This window comes from Siphonobacter sp. (assembly GCF_048595215.1).
Taxonomy (GTDB): Bacteria; Bacteroidota; Bacteroidia; order Cytophagales; family Spirosomataceae; genus Siphonobacter.
On the sequence record NZ_JBMDWJ010000384.1, the window covers coordinates 1 to 17,578 of the forward strand.

Consider the following 17,578-nt stretch of genomic DNA (forward strand, 5'->3'; position numbering starts at 1 on the left):
AGCGGGAGCTTCCAGACGTTTCACCGGATTCTTTTTAAGTTGATCCATTACGGTTTCAATGGCTTTTTCCAGTTGGGGATCTTTGCCATTCTGCGTATCCTTCGGCGTCATTTCGACTTCAATATCCGGAGCTACGCCGATGTTTTCTACTTCCCATTTTCCATCGGGCGAGTAGATACCAAAGCTAGGCGAAGTAACGGAACCACCGTCAATCAGCGAAGGATAGCCCGAAATACCCACGAGTCCACCCCAGGTACGCTTTCCAATAATGGTACCCAGATTCCGGCGACGGAAGAAATTCGGCAAGGCATCACCACCCGAACCCGCGTACTCATTAACGATCATCACCTTAGGCCCGTAGATAGAAGCAGCGGGTGACGTAAAGGATTTACCTTCCCGACCGTTCCAGTAGCTCAGCAGCGGCCGGTTTAGCATATCAATGATGTAATCCGCCACGAAACCACCGCCGTTGAAACGTTCATCAATAATCACTGCGTCTTTATCCAGCTGACTGTAATAGTAGCGGTTGAAGAACGTGTATCCATCGGAGCCCGTGTTGGGCAGGTATACGTAAGCCACTTTGCCACCCGTTGCCGCGTCTACTTTGCGGCGGTTACCTTCCACCCAATCCATCTGACGGAGGCCTGTTTCGTTGGCAATTGGCACGACCGTTACGGTACGGGCACCAGATTCGCTGGGTTTACTGTTGACTTTCAGTATCACCTGCTTACCCACCAGATTTTCGAAGAAACTATAAACGTTATCCGTAGCCCGCAGCGGACGACCATTAACGGCAATCAGGTATTCGCCCGCTTTGACGTTAACGCCCGGCTGGGTCAGCGGAGCTTTCAGGTTTGGATTCCAGTTTTCACCGTTGTACACTTTCTTGAAGCGGTAGTAACCATTGGCCGTTTCGTAATCGGCTCCCAGTAAGCCAATCTGAATGGGTTTTACTTCCGGAAAATCACCCCCGGATACGTAGTTGTGTCCAACCACCATTTCACCCATCATCTCGCCAATCAGATAATTAAGATCGGAACGGTGAGCGACGTAGGGCAGAAATTTCGCGTATTTTTCCTTTACGCCTTTCCAATCAGCTCCGTGCATGTTGGGCACATAGAAGTAATCCCGCTCAATCCGCCAGAATTCGTCGATCATCTGCTTCCACTCGTGGCGGGGATCAACCAGTGCCTGTAAACCGCTGGCGTCTACTTTGCCATCACCCGGATTCACTTTTCCACCGATGTCTACAATACCTACATTAGAGCCGCCCGAGAAATACAAGAGTTTTTTGCCATCGGCACTGAGCGTGTAGCCCGCTACGCCCGGCAGGAAGGGTTCAGACTTGCGTTCCTTCAGATCAAACCGATTGAGGGATGGAGCCGTTACCGCGTCGCCGTAATTAACGTAGAAGAGTTTACCCCCATCGGCTACGGCCAGATTACCGAGAGCAGCCGCCGGAATAGGGAGTGCCAGAATGCGTTGGCCAATGTCCTCCAAATCCACGACGACTTTCGGCGTCGGCTCATCTTTCTTGGGCTCGTCTTTCTTCGCGGCGTCGGACTTTTTATCTTTTTTACTGTCGTCTTTTTTATCGGACTTCTTCTCGTCTGCTTTCTTCTCATCGTTACCTTTTTCCGAGTCAGAAACCTTCTCTTCGTCCGATTCCGGAGCGAAAGGGGAAGGATCTTTCGCATTCAATACCACCACATACATATTGCTCGTCACCCGCCGATCGTAGGCACTCATGTCCAGCCCACTTACGGTTGTACCGGTATTCGTACTGGCTGTGAAGAATACGTACTTGCCATCCCGGCTGAATACTGCATTACCGGCATCACTCTTGCCATCGGTAATGGCCGTTGCTTTGCCCGTTGCGATTTCGTGCAGGAAAACGGTATTCAGGTAATTGACCTGCTTTTCGGAATACACAATCCATTTGCTATCGGGCGAAAAATGCCCCTCCAGATTAGTACTCGGTCCGTAGGTATCCGTCGCTACTTTAACGGGTTTCTTTGCCGACAAATCCATGTACCAGAGGTTCAGCTTCTTGTCCTGATACAGGATTTTCTTTCCATCGGGCGAAAACTCCGTCAGGCGATAGAAGGAAGGCTCGCCCAGCGAAATAACTTCCGGTTCTTTCTCGCCTTTCTGATCCACCAGATGCAACTGGTATTCGCCGGAGGCGTCGGATACGTAAGCAATTTTGTCTCCTTTGGGTGACCAGATCGGGTCGCGGTCGTGGGTACCATCGCTGTGCGTCAGGTTACGCCAATCCCCTTTTTTTGCCGGAACGGTATAGATATCGCCACGAGCTTCGATCGCTACGCGTACCCCGCTGGGTGAAAGGCTGGCATTCCGAATCATGTTGGAAACATTTTTCCAGGTGGGTCGCAAAGCCAGAATTTCGGGAGATATACTGATGGGTACCGGGGTAGCTTTACCCGAAGAAGGTTCCAGGGTATGCAGACGTCCAGCGTATTCAAAAACTAGCTCCGATCCGTTACCCGTCAGCGTTTTAACGTCATAATCCGTGTATTGCGTGATTTGTTTGACCTGCTTAGTCGAACGATCAAATTCAAACACGTTCATGATTCGATTCCGATCCGAAAGAAAATAGACTTTCGAACCAATCCACACGGGCTGAACGTCCGAGGCATTCACGTGCGGAATCAGCTCCGAATCCATCGTTTTCGTATTCACCAGACGAATGGGCGTCGTCATCCCGCCCCGGTAGCGTTTCCAGGTGTTGAAGGCATCCGTAATGGTCGTATACGCAATCGTCTGACCGTCGGGCGAGTAACTGGCCCAGTTCCCGCTCATGATAATGGGTAATTCCTGCGGTAATTCTCCATTGAGCGATACGGTGAACAGTTTTGGATAGCGGGGCGTGGTTGAGTTGGCCGTCGACGTAAACAGCAGGTGTTTACCATCGGGCGACCAGCTACGCACTACATCCGTACTAGGGTGCCAGGTTACGCGTTTGGGTTCACCGCCGTTAATCGAAATGGTATAGATGTCGGCGTTGCCGTCGTAGGTACCAGTGAAGGCAATGGTTTGTCCATCCGGAGAGAACAAAGGGCCACTTTCTGTACCAGGAGCAACCGTAAGCCGACGGGGTTGTGAACCATCCCGGTTGGCAATCCAAAGATCACCGCCGTAGGTGAAAGCAATGTGCGTTTTGGATAATGTAGGCTGACGCACCAGCAAGGTTTCATTGGAATTCTGGGCTTTCAGTTCCGGACTTTGTGCCAGAAGTAAAGCTCCCAGAGCCGTCAGGAGTAAATGACGCATGGAGGAGGAAATTGGTGTCGTATGAAATGTATGATGCAAATTAGCAGCTTGAGGTTGTATTTGGTGTGATTGGTTGATAGTTGTTAGCGAATCATGGATGGATGGTAAGGCGTAGAGTGATTTGGCGGCGTTTGATGGAAGAGGGGGGAGACAAGTATACGGTTTTAACCCTGTATCCGTAGGTTTACCACGGCCAGCCACGATTTTTTTAACAATAGAGTAACGTGGGATTGCGTACAAATCCGGGATAAATAATGTAAGCTAGCCGAGCAAAATGCACGCACTCGATACTAAACCTTAAACTCAAAACCCTTTCATGGTCGAGTATAATTCCAAAGACTGGTTTAAAGCCGTCTTTCGCATTCACAAAGCAGAAACCATCCATCGACTGGCTCCACTTCTATTCGGGATGACGGTCTATACAACAATCGTTGCCGTGCTGGTACTTGAATTCTGGCATCCCGGCCCGAATTCGGACCTGAGAAGCGTCGCTACGGCTCATTCGTTACTGGGTTTCGTTATGTCGCTTTTACTGGTTTTTCGTACCAATTCGGCGTATGATCGCTGGTGGGAGGGACGAAAGCTCTGGGGAAGTCTGGTGAATAATTCCCGAAATATGGCCATTAAACTGGCCCATATTATTCCCCAGGACTATGCCGACGATCGGGCCTTTTTCCGGCACATGATCCCCAACTACGCCTTTTCGCTGAAAAATCATTTACGTGGCGTCTTTGTAGCGGAAGACCTCAAAGCCGCTCCCGGCTTTAACCCGGCCGATCTGAATCCGGAGCAACACGTACCGAACCAGATGGCCATGCGGATTTTTAGTAAGATGGATGAGTTGTACCAGAAAGGCATCATCCGTCCCGAGCATTTGCTAGTACTCAATCCCGAATTCCAGTCGTTTACCGACATTCTGGGTGGTTGTGAACGGATCAAAAAGACCCCGATTCCTTTTTCGTACAGTTTGTTTCTCAAGAAATTTATTTCCATTTACTGCCTTTCCCTACCCTTTGGCTACGTACTTACGCTGCACTACTCCGTGATCCCGATGGTACTTTTTATTTTCTATGTACTGTCCAGTTTAGAGGAAATTGCGGAGGAAATCGAAGACCCTTTTGGCAGGGATTACAATGATTTACCAACCGAAGATATTTCAACGGGTATACGTAAGGCAATCGGCGATTTATTATGAAGAAAGAAGAAGGGTATTCGAGCACTTATTTTTTCATTTTTTCAAGGGAGGAAAGCTTTTTTTAGCGGTCTCGTAAATAATTAAGCTTCTCGTTAAAAATCAGCCAGTTTATAGTGCATTCTTGCGTTGAAAACACGTACCTTTGCCGCCGATTTTGCCCCGTGGCAATTACAGGATTATTCTAATCAAAAATTACGTATTCAAATGGCAGTGGCAGAACTGGAAGTGAGACTAGCCGACCGTATCAACGCGTTGGAAGAGTCATCGACGCTGGGCATGACGAAAAAAGCCCGCGAATTGGCCGCCCAAGGACACAAGGTCATCAGCCTTTCTGTGGGTGAACCCGATTTCAAAACCCCGCAACACATTTGCGAAGCCGCCAAGAAAGCCATCGACGATGGTTTCCACGGTTATTCGCCCGTTGCAGGCTATCCCGATTTGCGGAAAGCCATTGCCGATAAGCTGAAGCGTGATAATAATATTGACTGGAAACCCGAAAATATCGTGGTTTCAACCGGAGCCAAACACTCGCTGGCCAACGTGCTGCAAGTACTGGTAAACCCCGGCGATGAAGTCGTCATTTTTGCTCCGTACTGGGTGAGCTACTCCGAAATGGTGAAGCTTGCCGAAGGTACATCCGTAGTAATTGACGGAGCTTTTGAAAATAACTTCAAGGTTACGGCCGAGCAGTTTGAAGCCGCCATTACGCCTAAAACCAAGGTCGTCATGTTCGCATCGCCTAATAACCCGACGGGCTCCGTATACTCGGAAGCTGAATTGCGGGCGATTGGTGAGGTCGTAGCTCGTCACGAAAACGTGTTCGTTGTGGCCGACGAAATTTACGAATACATCAACTTCACGGCGGAAGGCCATTTTAGTATCGGTTCGATTCCTGAAATCAAGGATCGCGTCATTACCGTAAATGGGGTAGCCAAAGGCCACGCCATGACGGGCTGGCGGATTGGTTTCATCGGAGCCGTCAAGTGGATTGCCGATGGCGTAGAAAAACTACAGGGTCAGGTTACTTCGGGTACGAACTCGATCGCCCAGAAAGCGGCGGTAGCGGCCTTTAATGGTCCCCTGGATGATGCCAAGAAAATGAAGGAAGCTTATCAGCGTCGCCGCGAACTGGTGGTTGGAAAGCTGAAAGAAATCCCCGGATTCAAAGTCAATGTACCCGATGGAGCATTCTATGCCTTCCCCGACATCAGTGCGTATTTCGGAAAATCAGACGGTACTACGACGATTAATAATTCAGACGATTTCTGCAACTGGCTACTTGATCAGGCTCACGTAGCCACGGTGGCGGGTTCCGGTTTCGGGGCCCCGAACTGCATGCGGATTTCAACGGCGGCAGCCGATGAGCAACTGGCCGAAGCTTGTGACCGTATCAAAGCAGCCGTAGCCCGACTGAACTAAGATTTTTGGATTTTATTGCCTGTTTGCGTACAGCCTGCAAGGGAAACCTTGCAGGCTTTCTTACGCCCCGTCGGCAAGCAATGCCTACACTCAACCTCTTCTTTTTCAAAAACTTTCCAGATTACTCAAATGTCCTCTCCCCGCTATTCCAAATTTTTTGATTGTAATACCTTCCTGATTGACGAAAAAGTAGGTCTTTTCAAATTCTCAAACGCGTATCAGGTATTTAGTGATACGGGTGAAGCGATGGGCCTGATTCAGCAGCGGGTCTCTACGTTTCATAAGATTTTACGCGTACTCGGCGACATAAAAAAGATGATGCCGTTTACGCTCGAAATTTTGGACAACCAGGGCGTTGTACAGACCACCATTCATCGGGGCTGGACCTTCTTTATGTCAAGCATTACGATTACCGATTCCCTGGGGGTTAAGCTGGGTTCAATTCAGCAGAAATTTAAACTCTTCAAACCTCGATTCATCATTACGGATGAATACGGGCAGGTGGTTGCGGAAATTAATGGTGACTGGAAAGCCTGGGATTTCACGATTACGGATCCCAACGGGCAAGTGATCGGGACGATCTCCAAAAAATGGAACGGAGCCATGCGGGAACTCTTTACTTCCGCGGACAAATACGTAGTGTCCATCAACGAATCTGTGGTGGAAGATCGGAGGAAAATGGCGATTGTTTCAACCGCTATTACCATTGATATGGTGCTAAAAGAGCGATGATTAAGTAGCTACTGGAAGCGAAGGGCTGAACGAAGGTAAAAACGATTTGACTTGTAAATACAGACGTATACCCTTAGTTTCAGCCCGGGTTCTAAACCCATAACCTTTCCGCTACCATGAAAAACTTCCATTACTTGCTACTCGCCCTAGTATTCTTTGCCTGTAAAAAAGATAAAGACCCAGAAATCGAAAAGCCTGAGCAACCGAAAAAGATTTACTTTACCGGCATCACCAGAACCAATGCTAGTGGCATCATTATCAGTACGGATTCAACCGACTGGAAATTCAACGATACTTGGGTGGAGCAGGAGGAAAAGCTGTTTTCAACCACTAACGAAACCGTATGCACAACTCCGCATACGCACAACATATTCGCGTACCCCAATCCCAGCGATGGTATTTTTAGCCTGTATGTAAAGAAAGATTCCGCAACTCGCGTACAGATTCGCTTGGTCGATCAGGATTTCAAAGTAATTCTTTCCCGCGACACGGTTTTCACCGGCGTTTCACTGATCAATGTAAAAGCTACGGCTCCTAAGGATACCGTTCGGATGTACTACAAGTTCATCGACGGTACCTGTGTTCGAAAAGGCCACGGCGATTTGCTCATTCAGTAACTACTCGCGGGCGGTGGCAATCATAACGCCGCCAATGGCCATAAGTACAGCTCCGGCAATCACAACCCAATTGATTTTTTCTTTCAGGAAAACGATACCGAAAATCAGAGCCAGTACAAAGGAAAGGTTCGTAATGGGCGAAACCTTTCCTGCCTCACCGAGCTTGAGAGCCCGAAAACTGAACAGCGAGGAAAGACAGGTAATAATACCGGCTAGAATCAGAAATACCCAGGTACGACGTTCAATGCGGGTAACCTGACTAAGGCTGCCCTGCCAGGCGACTACGCTCCAGGCTACAATAATGATGAGTACGGACTGAATAGCGAAGGCCAGATTTGAATCGATGTCCTTGACTCCAATTTTTGAGAAAATAACCACAATAGCGGCCGAGAGTGCCGCCAGCAAGGCGAATACAATCCACATACAAGTCAGAGGATAAGTGCAGACCTGTTATCCAAAAAGGAGCGTTCCAGCCTGACGTATTAGTCACTGAATCAGAAGGGATTATTACTGGATGTATCCGGCGATTCCAGGACAATCCGGGTACGAGCCAGTGTTTCGGGGTAGTTGTTCTGGATGAACGTAATCAGGTGTTCGCGTACGTAACAACGTAAATCAAAAGCATCGCCGGAGTTACGGCAGCTCATCAGACATCGAATCTGCATACTGCGTTCGGTAAAGTCGGTTACCTGCAATACGTCTACCTTGCCGTCCCAGAGCGAATTGCTGCGTAGTAAGCGACTAAGTTCTTGGCGAACGGGCTCGATGGGAAGCGTGAAATCCGTATAGATAAAAACGACGCCCAGAATTTCGGCGGTAGTACGGGTCCAGTTCTGGAAAGGCTTTTCGATGAAATACGTAATTGGGAGAATCAGGCGGCGTTTATCCCAGATGTTGATGACGACATACGTTAACGTAATTTCTTCCACCTTTCCCCATTCGCCTTCCACAATCACTACATCGTCGATCCGGATAGGTTGGGTAAAGGCAATCTGAAATCCGGCCAGTAGATTTCCAAGGGACTTCTGAGCGGCAAAACCAATGATAATACCGCCAATCCCCACGCCCGTCAACAAACCAGCTCCGATCTTCCGCATACTTTCAAAGTTGAGCAGTACGGCCGCCGAACATAAGATGACGATAAGCGAAATGACGAATTTCCGGATGAACTGAATCTGCGTACGAAGCTTGCGTTCGCGGAGGTTATCGATTTTGTTGGAGTCAAAGAAATGGTACAAGTAGTCTTCCAGTACCCGAACAAGCTTGATCAGAATGACGGCGAAGGCAATGGTAATGCAAATTTCAAGGATTCGGTTGATGGTTATGCGGGAGGCTCGTTCCAGGTGCATGAGCGGAAAGAGCGTATTAAACACGAGTAACGGAATCAGGAAAATCAGAATGGACTTGAAATGCCGGATCGATGAGCGGAAAATGGAGTAGGGCAGTTCACGAGCCGTGAGCTTCCGGATGACGGGTACGACCAGATATTTCAGGATGACGCCAATCAGGATCGAAAAGACAATGACGCACAGATTCCAGAGATAATCCGGCAGGTATTGTGATAAGTTCTGCAGGAAGGCATTCATGGGAAAACGAGTAAAGTACTAGCCAACGTAACACATTTCGGGCGTGGAGTGTTTTTTAGAAACCCGTACGCTTACTTCAGGTGCGGAGCCCGGCGAGGAATGGTAAAAATTTCCGTTTGCCGTCCATCGATGTACCGAAAACCCGCTGCATCGTAATAACCATCTTCTTCGAGCATAATCCGAACCGTTTTATTCCACTCCTCCACGCGTACGGCTACGTTCAGTTCAATGGAATACCCCGTCTGTTCAAAAAGCGGGTAATCGCCCGTACCTTTTACCTGCTTCTGATTGTCCCACATGCCAATGGCGGGACCGGCTGCGTGGCCGTGAAAGCCAATCGGGTGCGAGTAAATGCTACCCAGGATCCCCTCGCTTTCGGCCTGTTTAAGGGCTTCTTCGAGTATACCATTTCCCGTTTTCCCGGCTTTAAAGCGTTGCGTTAAAATATCCTGTAGCCGATTTCCCTGACGAAAGGCTTTTTTCAGAAACTCCGGAACGTCGGTTTCTCCCGGCTTTAGTACATAGGCGTGTTGTTGCTGATCCGTATTGAGACGTAGGTAGGTAATTCCAAAATCAACGTGGAGCAGATCGCCCGGCAAAATGACTTGCGTACCAGGACGTTTGGAAAACGTTCGCAGGTGATCGAAGCGTTGATCATCGGCTCGCTGAATGTCTACGGTCGGATGAAACCAGGTAGCCAGTCCTAGATCCGTTACCCGTTGCCGCAGGTACCAAACCACATCGTCGGTGGTGGTTACGCCCGGCTGAATCACTTTTTCCGAAAACGCTTCCGCAATCAGTTCGTGCGAAAGCCGACAAATCATCGGGTACAACACCATTTCCTTTTCGGTACGGGTTTCGAGCCAGCTGATGGCCAGCCGGTCGGCCGACTGAATGCGGTCATGAAATGCTTTGGGTAACTTTTTCATGAACTCGCCCTGTTCGGTGTACGTCAGTCCGTCGGCATGCCCGAAGTACTGCGAGAAGTTAAGCCCGATTTTCTTCGGATTCTTTTGCTGAATCACCTTCACCAACGCATCCCACTGGTCAGGATTGGCACTTAAATCCCACTCGCCTTTCAGCAGCGTACCTACGTCATACCGGGCAATGGCTAGTTTTTCCAGCGGTTTGTTCGCTCCCGGATCATAGAAAACCATGATGGTACGGCGGCGGGCCGAAAGCCAGGTACTCGGCAACATGGTTCGCATGACCGGGTCTTCGTTGTACTCCCGCGAGATCAAAACCCAGAGATCAATGCCTTCCCGACGCATCAAACGCGGTAACAGGTTTTCCAGACGATCTTCCAGTACATCATCAATCGTAGCTGCACGAGCCCGTTCGTTGAGAATGACGGTTTGTGCTTGAACCGAAAACAAAGACAAGACGAGATAAAGACTGAGCAGGTAGCGTTTATGCATGGTTTAATGGGACAAGTGAAGTACTACAGCAGTCCTAGTTGCCGCTTACGTTTAAAAGACCAAGAATGTAATCTATACGTGATTTTTGCTCTGGAATGGTTACGGACTCAACCTGGATCAACTTATACTAGCCATCCGTTTCGGCATTCAATTTAGACGTGTATTTGGTATCTTTCATAAAGACGTACACCAGCAGTGAAGTAAAAATGGCTCCGGTAACGTACCAGTAGAAGTATGATTCGTGTCCCAGGTTTTTGAAGAGCAAGGCTATGTATTCAGCCGTCCCGCCGAAAAGGGCAACCGCCAATGCGTAAGGCAGACCCACCCCAAGAGCCCGGATTTCCGCAGGAAACAGCTCCGCCTTCACGACGGCGTTGATGCTCGTATACCCACTGACAATGACCAACGCTATCAACAACAGTACAAAGGCTTCTCCTTGTCCCGACGCGTGACTCAGAGCCGTAAGCAGGGGCACCGTGCCGAGCGTACCCAGTATGCCAAAACCCAGCAAAAGTGGCCGACGACCAATGTGATCGGATAGCAGTCCAAAGAGCGGTTGTAGTAATGCAAAAATGAATAAGGAGAGAAAAGAAATTAGCGTCGATTCACTTTTGCTCAAGTGTACCGTATTCACCAGAAACTTTTGCATGTACGTGGTGTAGGTGTAAAAAGCCAGCGTACCCCCTGACGTGAGTCCAACGACGGTCAGAACGGCTTTCGGATGTCGGAGCAATTCTGCTATGCTCCCCTTTTTTCGTTGCGTCGAAGCTTCTTCAAACGCTCGGGTTTCATCCAGATGTTGCCGCAGGTACAAAGCAATGACTGAAAGCAGGGCTCCAATTACAAAGGGAATACGCCAGCCCCAGGCATGGATTTGTTCTTCCGTAAGCAAAAGCTTTTGTAAGATCAACTGAATACCCAGAGCCATCAGTTGACCACCAATGAGCGTGACGTACTGGAAACTCGAATAAAAGCCTCGTCGATGGGACGTAGCCATTTCGCTCAGGTAAGTCGCAGATACGCCATATTCGCCGCCGACGCTAAGGCCCTGGAGCAAGCGGGCCAGTACCAGCAGAGCCGGAGCCAACAGGCCGATCTGCCGGTAGGTGGGAGTAACGGCAATGAGGAGCGAACCCAAGGACATCAGTAATACCGAGAGCGTCATGGAGCGTTTGCGACCCACGCGATCAGCCAGCGTGCCGAATAACCAGCCTCCAATGGGCCGCATCAGAAAGCCAATGGCAAAAATTCCCGCCGTATTCAGTAGTTGGGCGGTAGAATTATCGGAAGGAAAAAAGGAGGCGGAAAAGTACAGGGCAAAAGCTGAATACGTATACCAGTCGTACCATTCTACTAGATTACCAACGGAACCGCCAAAGATGGCCGTAAGCCTGCGTTTTGAAATGGAAGTCAAGGGAGCAAAGAGGTTAGTAAGCGAGTCGACTGGCCGGAAAATACGCGGATTCAGGCAGATATAAAAATGAAAGCTGATAAACCCGCTGCTGGAAGTACGGTATTTTTATATAAAACCGGAAGACGCGGTTATCTGCAAAACTGCGTAAGTACTATTAAAAAGAAAAGCACGAAATGAAGCAGTCATTGCCTAAGCAATTTTCTGTAACGTATAGACTTTAAAATTCAAAAAGTCTATAAAAAACTGCTAATTATTTAAGTTATTTGTGTTACTCACTATCATTGATTTTAACGCTATCGTCAATTTATTATGGTAAATGTTGCTTTATTAGTTCGCCTGGAAGCAAAACCCGGAAAAGAGCAGGAAGTCGCTGAGTTTATTCAGGCGGCTTTACATTTAGCGGAGGAAGAAACGGAAACGATTAGTTGGTACGCTATTCAAATCAGTCCTTCAACCTTCGGAATTTTTGATACGTTCCCGCACGAAAAAGGTCGACAGGCTCACTTATCGGGTGAGATCGCCGAGGCCCTGATCGCCAATGCGGCTGAACTCCTGGCGAGTCCTCCCATCATTGAGCAGGTAAACGTGCTGGCTGCTAAAATGCCCCATGCCTAATGCCTCTCTTTGTATCGTTACTCAGGGGAATTAATGTAAGCGGACAGAAGAAGATTTCCATGAAGGAATTGAAAGCTCTGTACGAAGAACTGCCGCTGAGCCGAGTGCAAACGTACATCCAAAGCGGAAACGTCATCTTCGAAACGGATCAAACCAACCGCGAGATTCTGGTCGAACAGATTCAGCAGAAGATTTTGGAGAAGTATGGTTTTCAGGTATCGGTACTCGTACGTACCCTGGAAGAACTACAGGATGTACTGACTAAAAATCCTTTTCCAAATCCAGAAGATTCGCAGTCCTGGTACGTAACCTTCCTGGCTGAGCAACCTGACCCAGCTCGGATTGAAGCGTTACAGAAGCTTGATCTACAGCCGGAATGGTTTCAGATTTTAGAGCAGGAAGTTTATCTGAGCTGCCCCAAAGGCTACGGAAATACGAAGCTATCGAATACGTTTTTTGAAACGAAACTGAAAGTAACCGCGACCACCCGCAACTGGCGGACGATAAACGAACTCGTTCGGCTCATGCAGGAATAAATGGCCTCTTCTATCGGGATTCATCGCAGGATAGTATCTTTGAGTAAAGGATTGGTTCATCGAATCAATCCTTTTTTTCAGCCAAGCCCCTCTGTTGCCATGAACCGTATCGACCGTGTAACGGCCATTCTAATTCAGTTGCAATCCCGCCGCATTGTAAAAGCCCAGGATATTGCCGAACGTTTTGGGATTAGCCTCCGAACTGTTTACCGCGACATCAGTACCTTATGTGAAGCAGGCGTGCCCATTTTGGGGGAGGCGGGCGTGGGCTATTCCATCATGGATGGCTACCGCCTGCCGCCGGTCATGTTTACCAAAGAAGAAGCCATGGCTTTCCTGACCGCCGAAAAGCTGGTCGAGAAACTGACGGATCAATCCATTCGCGAAAGTTACCGATCAGCTATGTACAAGGTGCGGGCCGTACTGAAGAGTAGCGAAAAATCACTGCTCGAACACATGGAGCAGCATATCGAAATCCGGCACACCTCTCCTCACTTTCTACAAGATACGGATAACGCCTTTTTAAATCCCATCCTGAAAAGCATCACCGAACAACGTTGCCTGCAGGTGCAGTATCAGGCGTTTGGTACGGAGACGCCAACGCAACGCATCATCGAACCCATTGGTATCTTCTTCGCCTACGACCACTGGCATGTCATCGCATTCTGTCGCTTACGAAATGATTACCGCGATTTCCGCGTCGATCGCCTCGTTTCCGTACAGGCCACTACGCTACCTTTCAGTACCGAGCATCCCGTACTAAAAGACTACCTCAATAAAATTACCGCCCAGCAAAAGCTGCATACCATCGTGATTGAAGTTAACCGGGAAATACTGAAATATATTGACCGGCAAAAATTCGTGTACGGATTTGTTGAGCAAATCGACCGGGGTGAATGGATTGAAATGACCTTTGTTTCAGCCTGGCCCGATATGTTCGTCCGCTGGTTTTTATTATTTGCCGAAAAAGCCCGGATTGTTCGTCCGGTTTCTTTGCAGGAAGAACTTCGAAGCCGTGTAATGCAACTGTATCAGCAGATGTATCCTGTATCGATTGATTCCTAAAGCACTCTAGTATAATTTCTGGGTTTGGGGAAATATATCTACGTAAATTAGCAATCAATGGAATGGATAGTTGCTGATTATCAATGGATAATGCTCGTATTTGAGCTAGCATAACTATTTCATAACCTTATTGTGAACATTGTTATGAGAGCCATGAAACGACTGTCGAGAATTAGCCTATCCTTGATCTTATGTACCCTAATACTGAATTTAGTTTCCTGTAAGAAGAAATACGAGCAGGCATCGGAGCGTACCGATGAAGCTCTCAATCAGGAATTAAGTGATCAAGAAGTACACGATCATATCTTGCAATACGCCCGTCAGAACGGTATTAAAACCGATGCATTTGATTCCCCTGAAAGCTCAACGTTCAGTTTACTGGCTGAAATCGGGTTTGGTCATAAGCCTAAGTACATTAAATACATCGAGCAGGTACAGCCCATTGATTCCGCTGCCGTTCGGACGGCAGGTTGGAGTATTGTTCAGGGAGTAGCTGTAGAAGATGCTTTAAAGTCATTGGAGCCAAGCTATCCAGCGTATCAACAGTTGAAAAAAGAGTACACCCGATTAATGACGCAGGAGAATAAAGCGGATAGTGCCCAATTAGTGGCAGAATCCATGAATGCGTATCGCTGGGTACATCGTCAGGCTAAAGATGCCGCCCGGTTAGTACTAGTCAACATTCGTGGAGCGTATTTAGTTGGTATGGATTCGACGGGTAAAGAAGCCCTGCAAATGCGGGTCGTAGCGGGTAAGAAAGACAAAGCTACGCCGCCCATGGATACCTATGCTACGCAGGTTATTACGCACCCGTACTGGAATGTGCCCCGGAGTATTGCCGTTAAAGAGATGTTGCCTAAGATCCAGAACAACGTAGCGTTTCTGGAAAACAACAATATTGAAGTCATTGACAAACAAGGAAATACGGTAGATCCAGAGTCGGTTGACTGGCAAGCCTTGTCCGTAGATCGATTCCCGTACCGCCTGCGTCAGGATACGGGTGCGGATAATTCGCTTGGATTATTGAAAGTAGAACTGAAAAATCCGCTGGCCATTTACCTGCACGATACCAATGCCCGCTACCTGTTTGCCAAAGAGCAACGCTGGCGGAGTCATGGTTGCGTTCGGGTGCAACGACCAACGGATTTAGCCAATTTTATGGCTGGAAAACACTTATTGGAAAGCGATTCGCTGGATGAAACTGGATCGGAAGCGTTGCCTCCAACGTATTATTCTTTATCACCTAAAGTACCCGTCTTCTTACTGTATCTGGGAGCGGATATCAATGATAAAGGCCAGCTGGTGTATTATAATGATGTGTACGGATGGGATAAATCAGAAGCGATTTCCGCTCGATGATCCGTTTGACCGATGCCTGCCAGGAGGTGAGATTGTTTCAGGTAACTCTCATTATTTGAGTACAAAAACAAGCCTGCTCCGCCTTTTAATAAGTTGATCAAAACCTTATGATCAGCGTACGAAACGGCTGGACAACCTTGGCTACGGCCCAGTCGGCCCGTTTGCTTAATGAAGGACTCGCTTACGTAATCCGCTCCGTGCATCACGATGGCCCGGCTGTAAACGTGATCGTTGATACCTTTTTCCAAGCCTTCCAGTTTAAGCGAAAGGCCGTGTTTGCCCTGATAGGTACCCATGGTCCGGTAAAAACCCAGACTGGATTGGTGTGAGGAATCGTTGTTAGAAAAACGCTGAGCGAATTCCTGACCCGAATTCATACCATGAGCCACGTAGGTATTATAAATGAGTTTCTTTTTTAGCAAATCAATGACGTATAACCGCTTGTTACGGGAAGACTGGCTGAAATCAGCAATGGCTATCACCGGCTGTTCGAGTTTCATTTGCTGAAAACCGTACCAGGCGTAATGGAATGCTTCAGAAGATAAACCTAAAGACTCTAATTTTAGCGAATCATACAGGCTAACCCATTCCTGTTCAGGAGCAATCGTCTTGGTCGTAACAAGGGGAGCTTTTTTCTCAGTAGTAAAGGAAGAAAAAGGGTTGATAAATCCAAAGGATAACGCAAGTACTAGGGCTGTCACAGCCACTAACGTTAGGGACTTGTTCATTGAGTGTTCGTTTGGTTGGTGAAACTACTTTTGCATCAATGGCGAAGGTGGATGATCATTTATAGCATTATTAAAAAACGGTCAGAACGTCTCTTTAGTTCCATAGAATACGTCTCTTCCTTAAAACCGCAGTGTCAAAAATAAGTATTTTCTTGTAAAGGCTTGTCGTTTGTACTTCAAAAGACTGCCCAGAAACTTGGAATATTTAATTGGATACAAGTGCAAAGGAGAGGTTTAATAGTCCGTATAGTACCATGCTTGCAGTCAAACCATGCATAACGCGTTTTAATAAGGGATACGACTAAATCCAAACCAATTAATCAGAGCTTATATCTACGGAAAAGCGTCGTTGAAAGAATGACTGCGTATTCAAAAATTTGTAAATATTGGTTCTTTGCAGTGGACAGATCTATAAGAAGAACCAGATTAGCAGTACAGAATAGCTGCCCCCAACGATTCTTCGATGAACTCTTCAGGTAGTTGATAAGTAGTAAGAGATCAAGAATCATAGCGTACCCCACAAATTCTTTTCCGAAAAGTCACCCGAATGTTTTAGTTGCGGTCAGGGTTTCGTTTTTTTGCGAGTAATCAATGCCTCTAACTACAAGACATGCTACGTCGAACGTTCGTTAAGAATTTATCTGCCGCCGCCGGAGTGGCAGCTTTAGGCGGTTTATCTCAGGTAACTGCTACTCCCCCCAAAAATACATTCAAGCTCAGGTACGCTCCGCACTTAGGGATGTTTGATAACCTGGGCGGCAAAGACCTATACAAGCAGATTGAATTTATGGCCGACCAGGGCTTTAAGGCTCTGGAGGACAACGGTATGACGGGTCGCCCGGCCGAAGAGCAAACTAAAATGGGGGATCTGCTCAATAAGCTAGGTATGGAAATGGGCGTGTTTGTCCTGCACAAAGGGGGCAATGGAGCCAACACCCTGGCTGCGGGCAAGAAAGAACACCTGGATATTTTCCTGAAGGGTTGTCAGAATGCCATTGAAGTAGCCAAGCGTTGCCGGACTAAATACACGACGGTAGTACCGGGCGATTTTCAGCGTAATCTTCCTATAGGTGTCCAGACGGGTAACGTGATCGATGCCCTGCGTCGGGGAGCCGAGATGCTCGAACCGCACGGATTGATTATGGTACTGGAACCCTTGAGCGATACGCCCGATTTGTATCTACGAACGTCAGATCAGACCTACGAAATCTGCCGGGCCGTGAATAGTCCTTCCTGCAAAATTCTGTTTGACATTTACCACATGCAGAAAAACGAAGGCCATATCATTCCGCATATCGACTGGACCTGGAATGAAATTGGTTACTTCCAGATGGGTGACAACCCCGGCCGGAACGAACCCGGCTCCGGCGAAATCAATTACCAGAATATCTTCAAACACATCTATAAAAAAATGAAGGCAACCAACCGGGATTTCATTTTCGGTATGGAACACGGCATTTCCGTAGGTGGAGCGGAAGGCGAGAAAAAACTGATCGAGGCCTATAAATGGGCTGATAGTTTTACGGTGTAAAATCTAGTTTCAGTAAGAGAAAGGTCGCTCATTCGGGCGACCTTTTTTGTTGAAATCGGTTTGTTGATC

Annotated in this window: 15 protein-coding genes; 9 read left to right on the top strand and 6 right to left on the bottom strand. The window is 47.9% G+C overall.

What is annotated here, in order from left to right; all coding sequences use genetic code 11:
- Nucleotides 1-3,294, bottom strand: a 3,294-nt coding sequence (locus ACOJTG_RS23500; protein WP_420156042.1) for a S41 family peptidase, incomplete at its 3' end; no start/stop codon positions are given.
- Between the two features lie 316 nt (nucleotides 3,295-3,610).
- On the opposite strand from ACOJTG_RS23500, the gene ACOJTG_RS23505 reads away from it, so the two are divergent.
- The 4 genes from ACOJTG_RS23505 to ACOJTG_RS23520 all read left to right on the top strand — a co-directional run bounded on the left by ACOJTG_RS23505 (nucleotide 3,611) and on the right by ACOJTG_RS23520 (nucleotide 7,257).
- A complete protein-coding gene (locus ACOJTG_RS23505; protein WP_420156043.1) occupies nucleotides 3,611-4,489 on the top strand; it encodes a bestrophin family protein in 879 nt (292 codons plus the stop codon).
- A gap of 204 nt (nucleotides 4,490-4,693) precedes the next feature.
- Nucleotides 4,694-5,908, top strand: a complete 1,215-nt coding sequence (locus ACOJTG_RS23510) for a pyridoxal phosphate-dependent aminotransferase (protein ID WP_420156063.1) — start codon at nucleotides 4,694-4,696, stop codon at nucleotides 5,906-5,908.
- 129 nt (nucleotides 5,909-6,037) lie between these two features.
- Nucleotides 6,038-6,640, top strand: coding sequence for an LURP-one-related/scramblase family protein (locus ACOJTG_RS23515; protein WP_420156044.1), 603 nt, complete (start codon nucleotides 6,038-6,040; stop codon nucleotides 6,638-6,640).
- A gap of 116 nt (nucleotides 6,641-6,756) precedes the next feature.
- Nucleotides 6,757-7,257: a hypothetical protein gene (locus tag ACOJTG_RS23520; protein WP_420156045.1), complete on the top strand. Its 501-nt coding sequence runs from the start codon at nucleotides 6,757-6,759 to the stop codon at nucleotides 7,255-7,257.
- Here ACOJTG_RS23520 and ACOJTG_RS23525 read toward each other — a convergent pair whose 3' ends face one another.
- The 4 genes from ACOJTG_RS23525 to ACOJTG_RS23540 form a co-directional block, all read right to left on the bottom strand.
- Nucleotides 7,258-7,680 carry an EamA family transporter gene (locus tag ACOJTG_RS23525; RefSeq protein WP_420156046.1) on the bottom strand — a complete coding sequence of 141 codons (423 nt, stop codon included), beginning with the start codon at nucleotides 7,678-7,680 and terminating at the stop codon, nucleotides 7,258-7,260.
- 71 nt (nucleotides 7,681-7,751) lie between these two features.
- The gene (locus tag ACOJTG_RS23530; RefSeq protein ID WP_420156047.1) at nucleotides 7,752-8,843 is read right to left on the bottom strand and encodes a mechanosensitive ion channel family protein; all 1,092 of its coding nucleotides are present in this window, start codon (nucleotides 8,841-8,843) and stop codon (nucleotides 7,752-7,754) included.
- Nucleotides 8,844-8,914: 71 nt separating this feature from the next.
- On the bottom strand, nucleotides 8,915-10,261 hold the full coding sequence (locus ACOJTG_RS23535; RefSeq protein WP_420156048.1) for a M24 family metallopeptidase: 1,347 nt from the start codon (nucleotides 10,259-10,261) through the stop codon (nucleotides 8,915-8,917).
- A gap of 127 nt (nucleotides 10,262-10,388) precedes the next feature.
- Nucleotides 10,389-11,675 (bottom strand): MFS transporter, encoded by a 1,287-nt coding sequence (locus ACOJTG_RS23540; RefSeq protein ID WP_420156049.1) that lies wholly within the window; start codon nucleotides 11,673-11,675, stop codon nucleotides 10,389-10,391.
- A gap of 309 nt (nucleotides 11,676-11,984) precedes the next feature.
- Here ACOJTG_RS23540 and ACOJTG_RS23545 point away from each other — a divergent pair, with 309 nt between their 5' ends.
- From ACOJTG_RS23545 to ACOJTG_RS23560, 4 genes are all read left to right on the top strand, one after another.
- Nucleotides 11,985-12,290, top strand: a complete 306-nt coding sequence (locus tag ACOJTG_RS23545; protein ID WP_420156050.1) for a putative quinol monooxygenase — start codon at nucleotides 11,985-11,987, stop codon at nucleotides 12,288-12,290.
- Entirely contained in the window at nucleotides 12,290-12,826 is a 537-nt protein-coding gene (locus ACOJTG_RS23550; protein WP_420156051.1) for a DUF1697 domain-containing protein, read from the top strand. Before ACOJTG_RS23545 ends, ACOJTG_RS23550 begins: the two co-directional genes overlap by 1 nt.
- 99 nt (nucleotides 12,827-12,925) lie before the next feature.
- Nucleotides 12,926-13,891, top strand: a complete 966-nt coding sequence (locus tag ACOJTG_RS23555; RefSeq protein ID WP_420156052.1) for a helix-turn-helix transcriptional regulator — start codon at nucleotides 12,926-12,928, stop codon at nucleotides 13,889-13,891.
- 183 nt (nucleotides 13,892-14,074) lie between these two features.
- On the top strand, nucleotides 14,075-15,250 hold the full coding sequence (locus ACOJTG_RS23560; protein ID WP_420156053.1) for a L,D-transpeptidase family protein: 1,176 nt from the start codon (nucleotides 14,075-14,077) through the stop codon (nucleotides 15,248-15,250).
- Here ACOJTG_RS23560 and ACOJTG_RS23565 read toward each other — a convergent pair.
- Nucleotides 15,199-15,978 (bottom strand): murein L,D-transpeptidase catalytic domain family protein, encoded by a 780-nt coding sequence (locus ACOJTG_RS23565; RefSeq protein WP_420156054.1) that lies wholly within the window; start codon nucleotides 15,976-15,978, stop codon nucleotides 15,199-15,201. The two genes, ACOJTG_RS23560 and ACOJTG_RS23565, sit on opposite strands and share 52 nt — an antisense overlap.
- Nucleotides 15,979-16,588: 610 nt before the next feature.
- Here ACOJTG_RS23565 and ACOJTG_RS23570 point away from each other — a divergent pair.
- Nucleotides 16,589-17,509, top strand: coding sequence for a hydroxypyruvate isomerase family protein (locus ACOJTG_RS23570; RefSeq protein WP_420156055.1), 921 nt, complete (start codon nucleotides 16,589-16,591; stop codon nucleotides 17,507-17,509).
- Nucleotides 17,510-17,578: the final 69 nt, after the last annotated feature.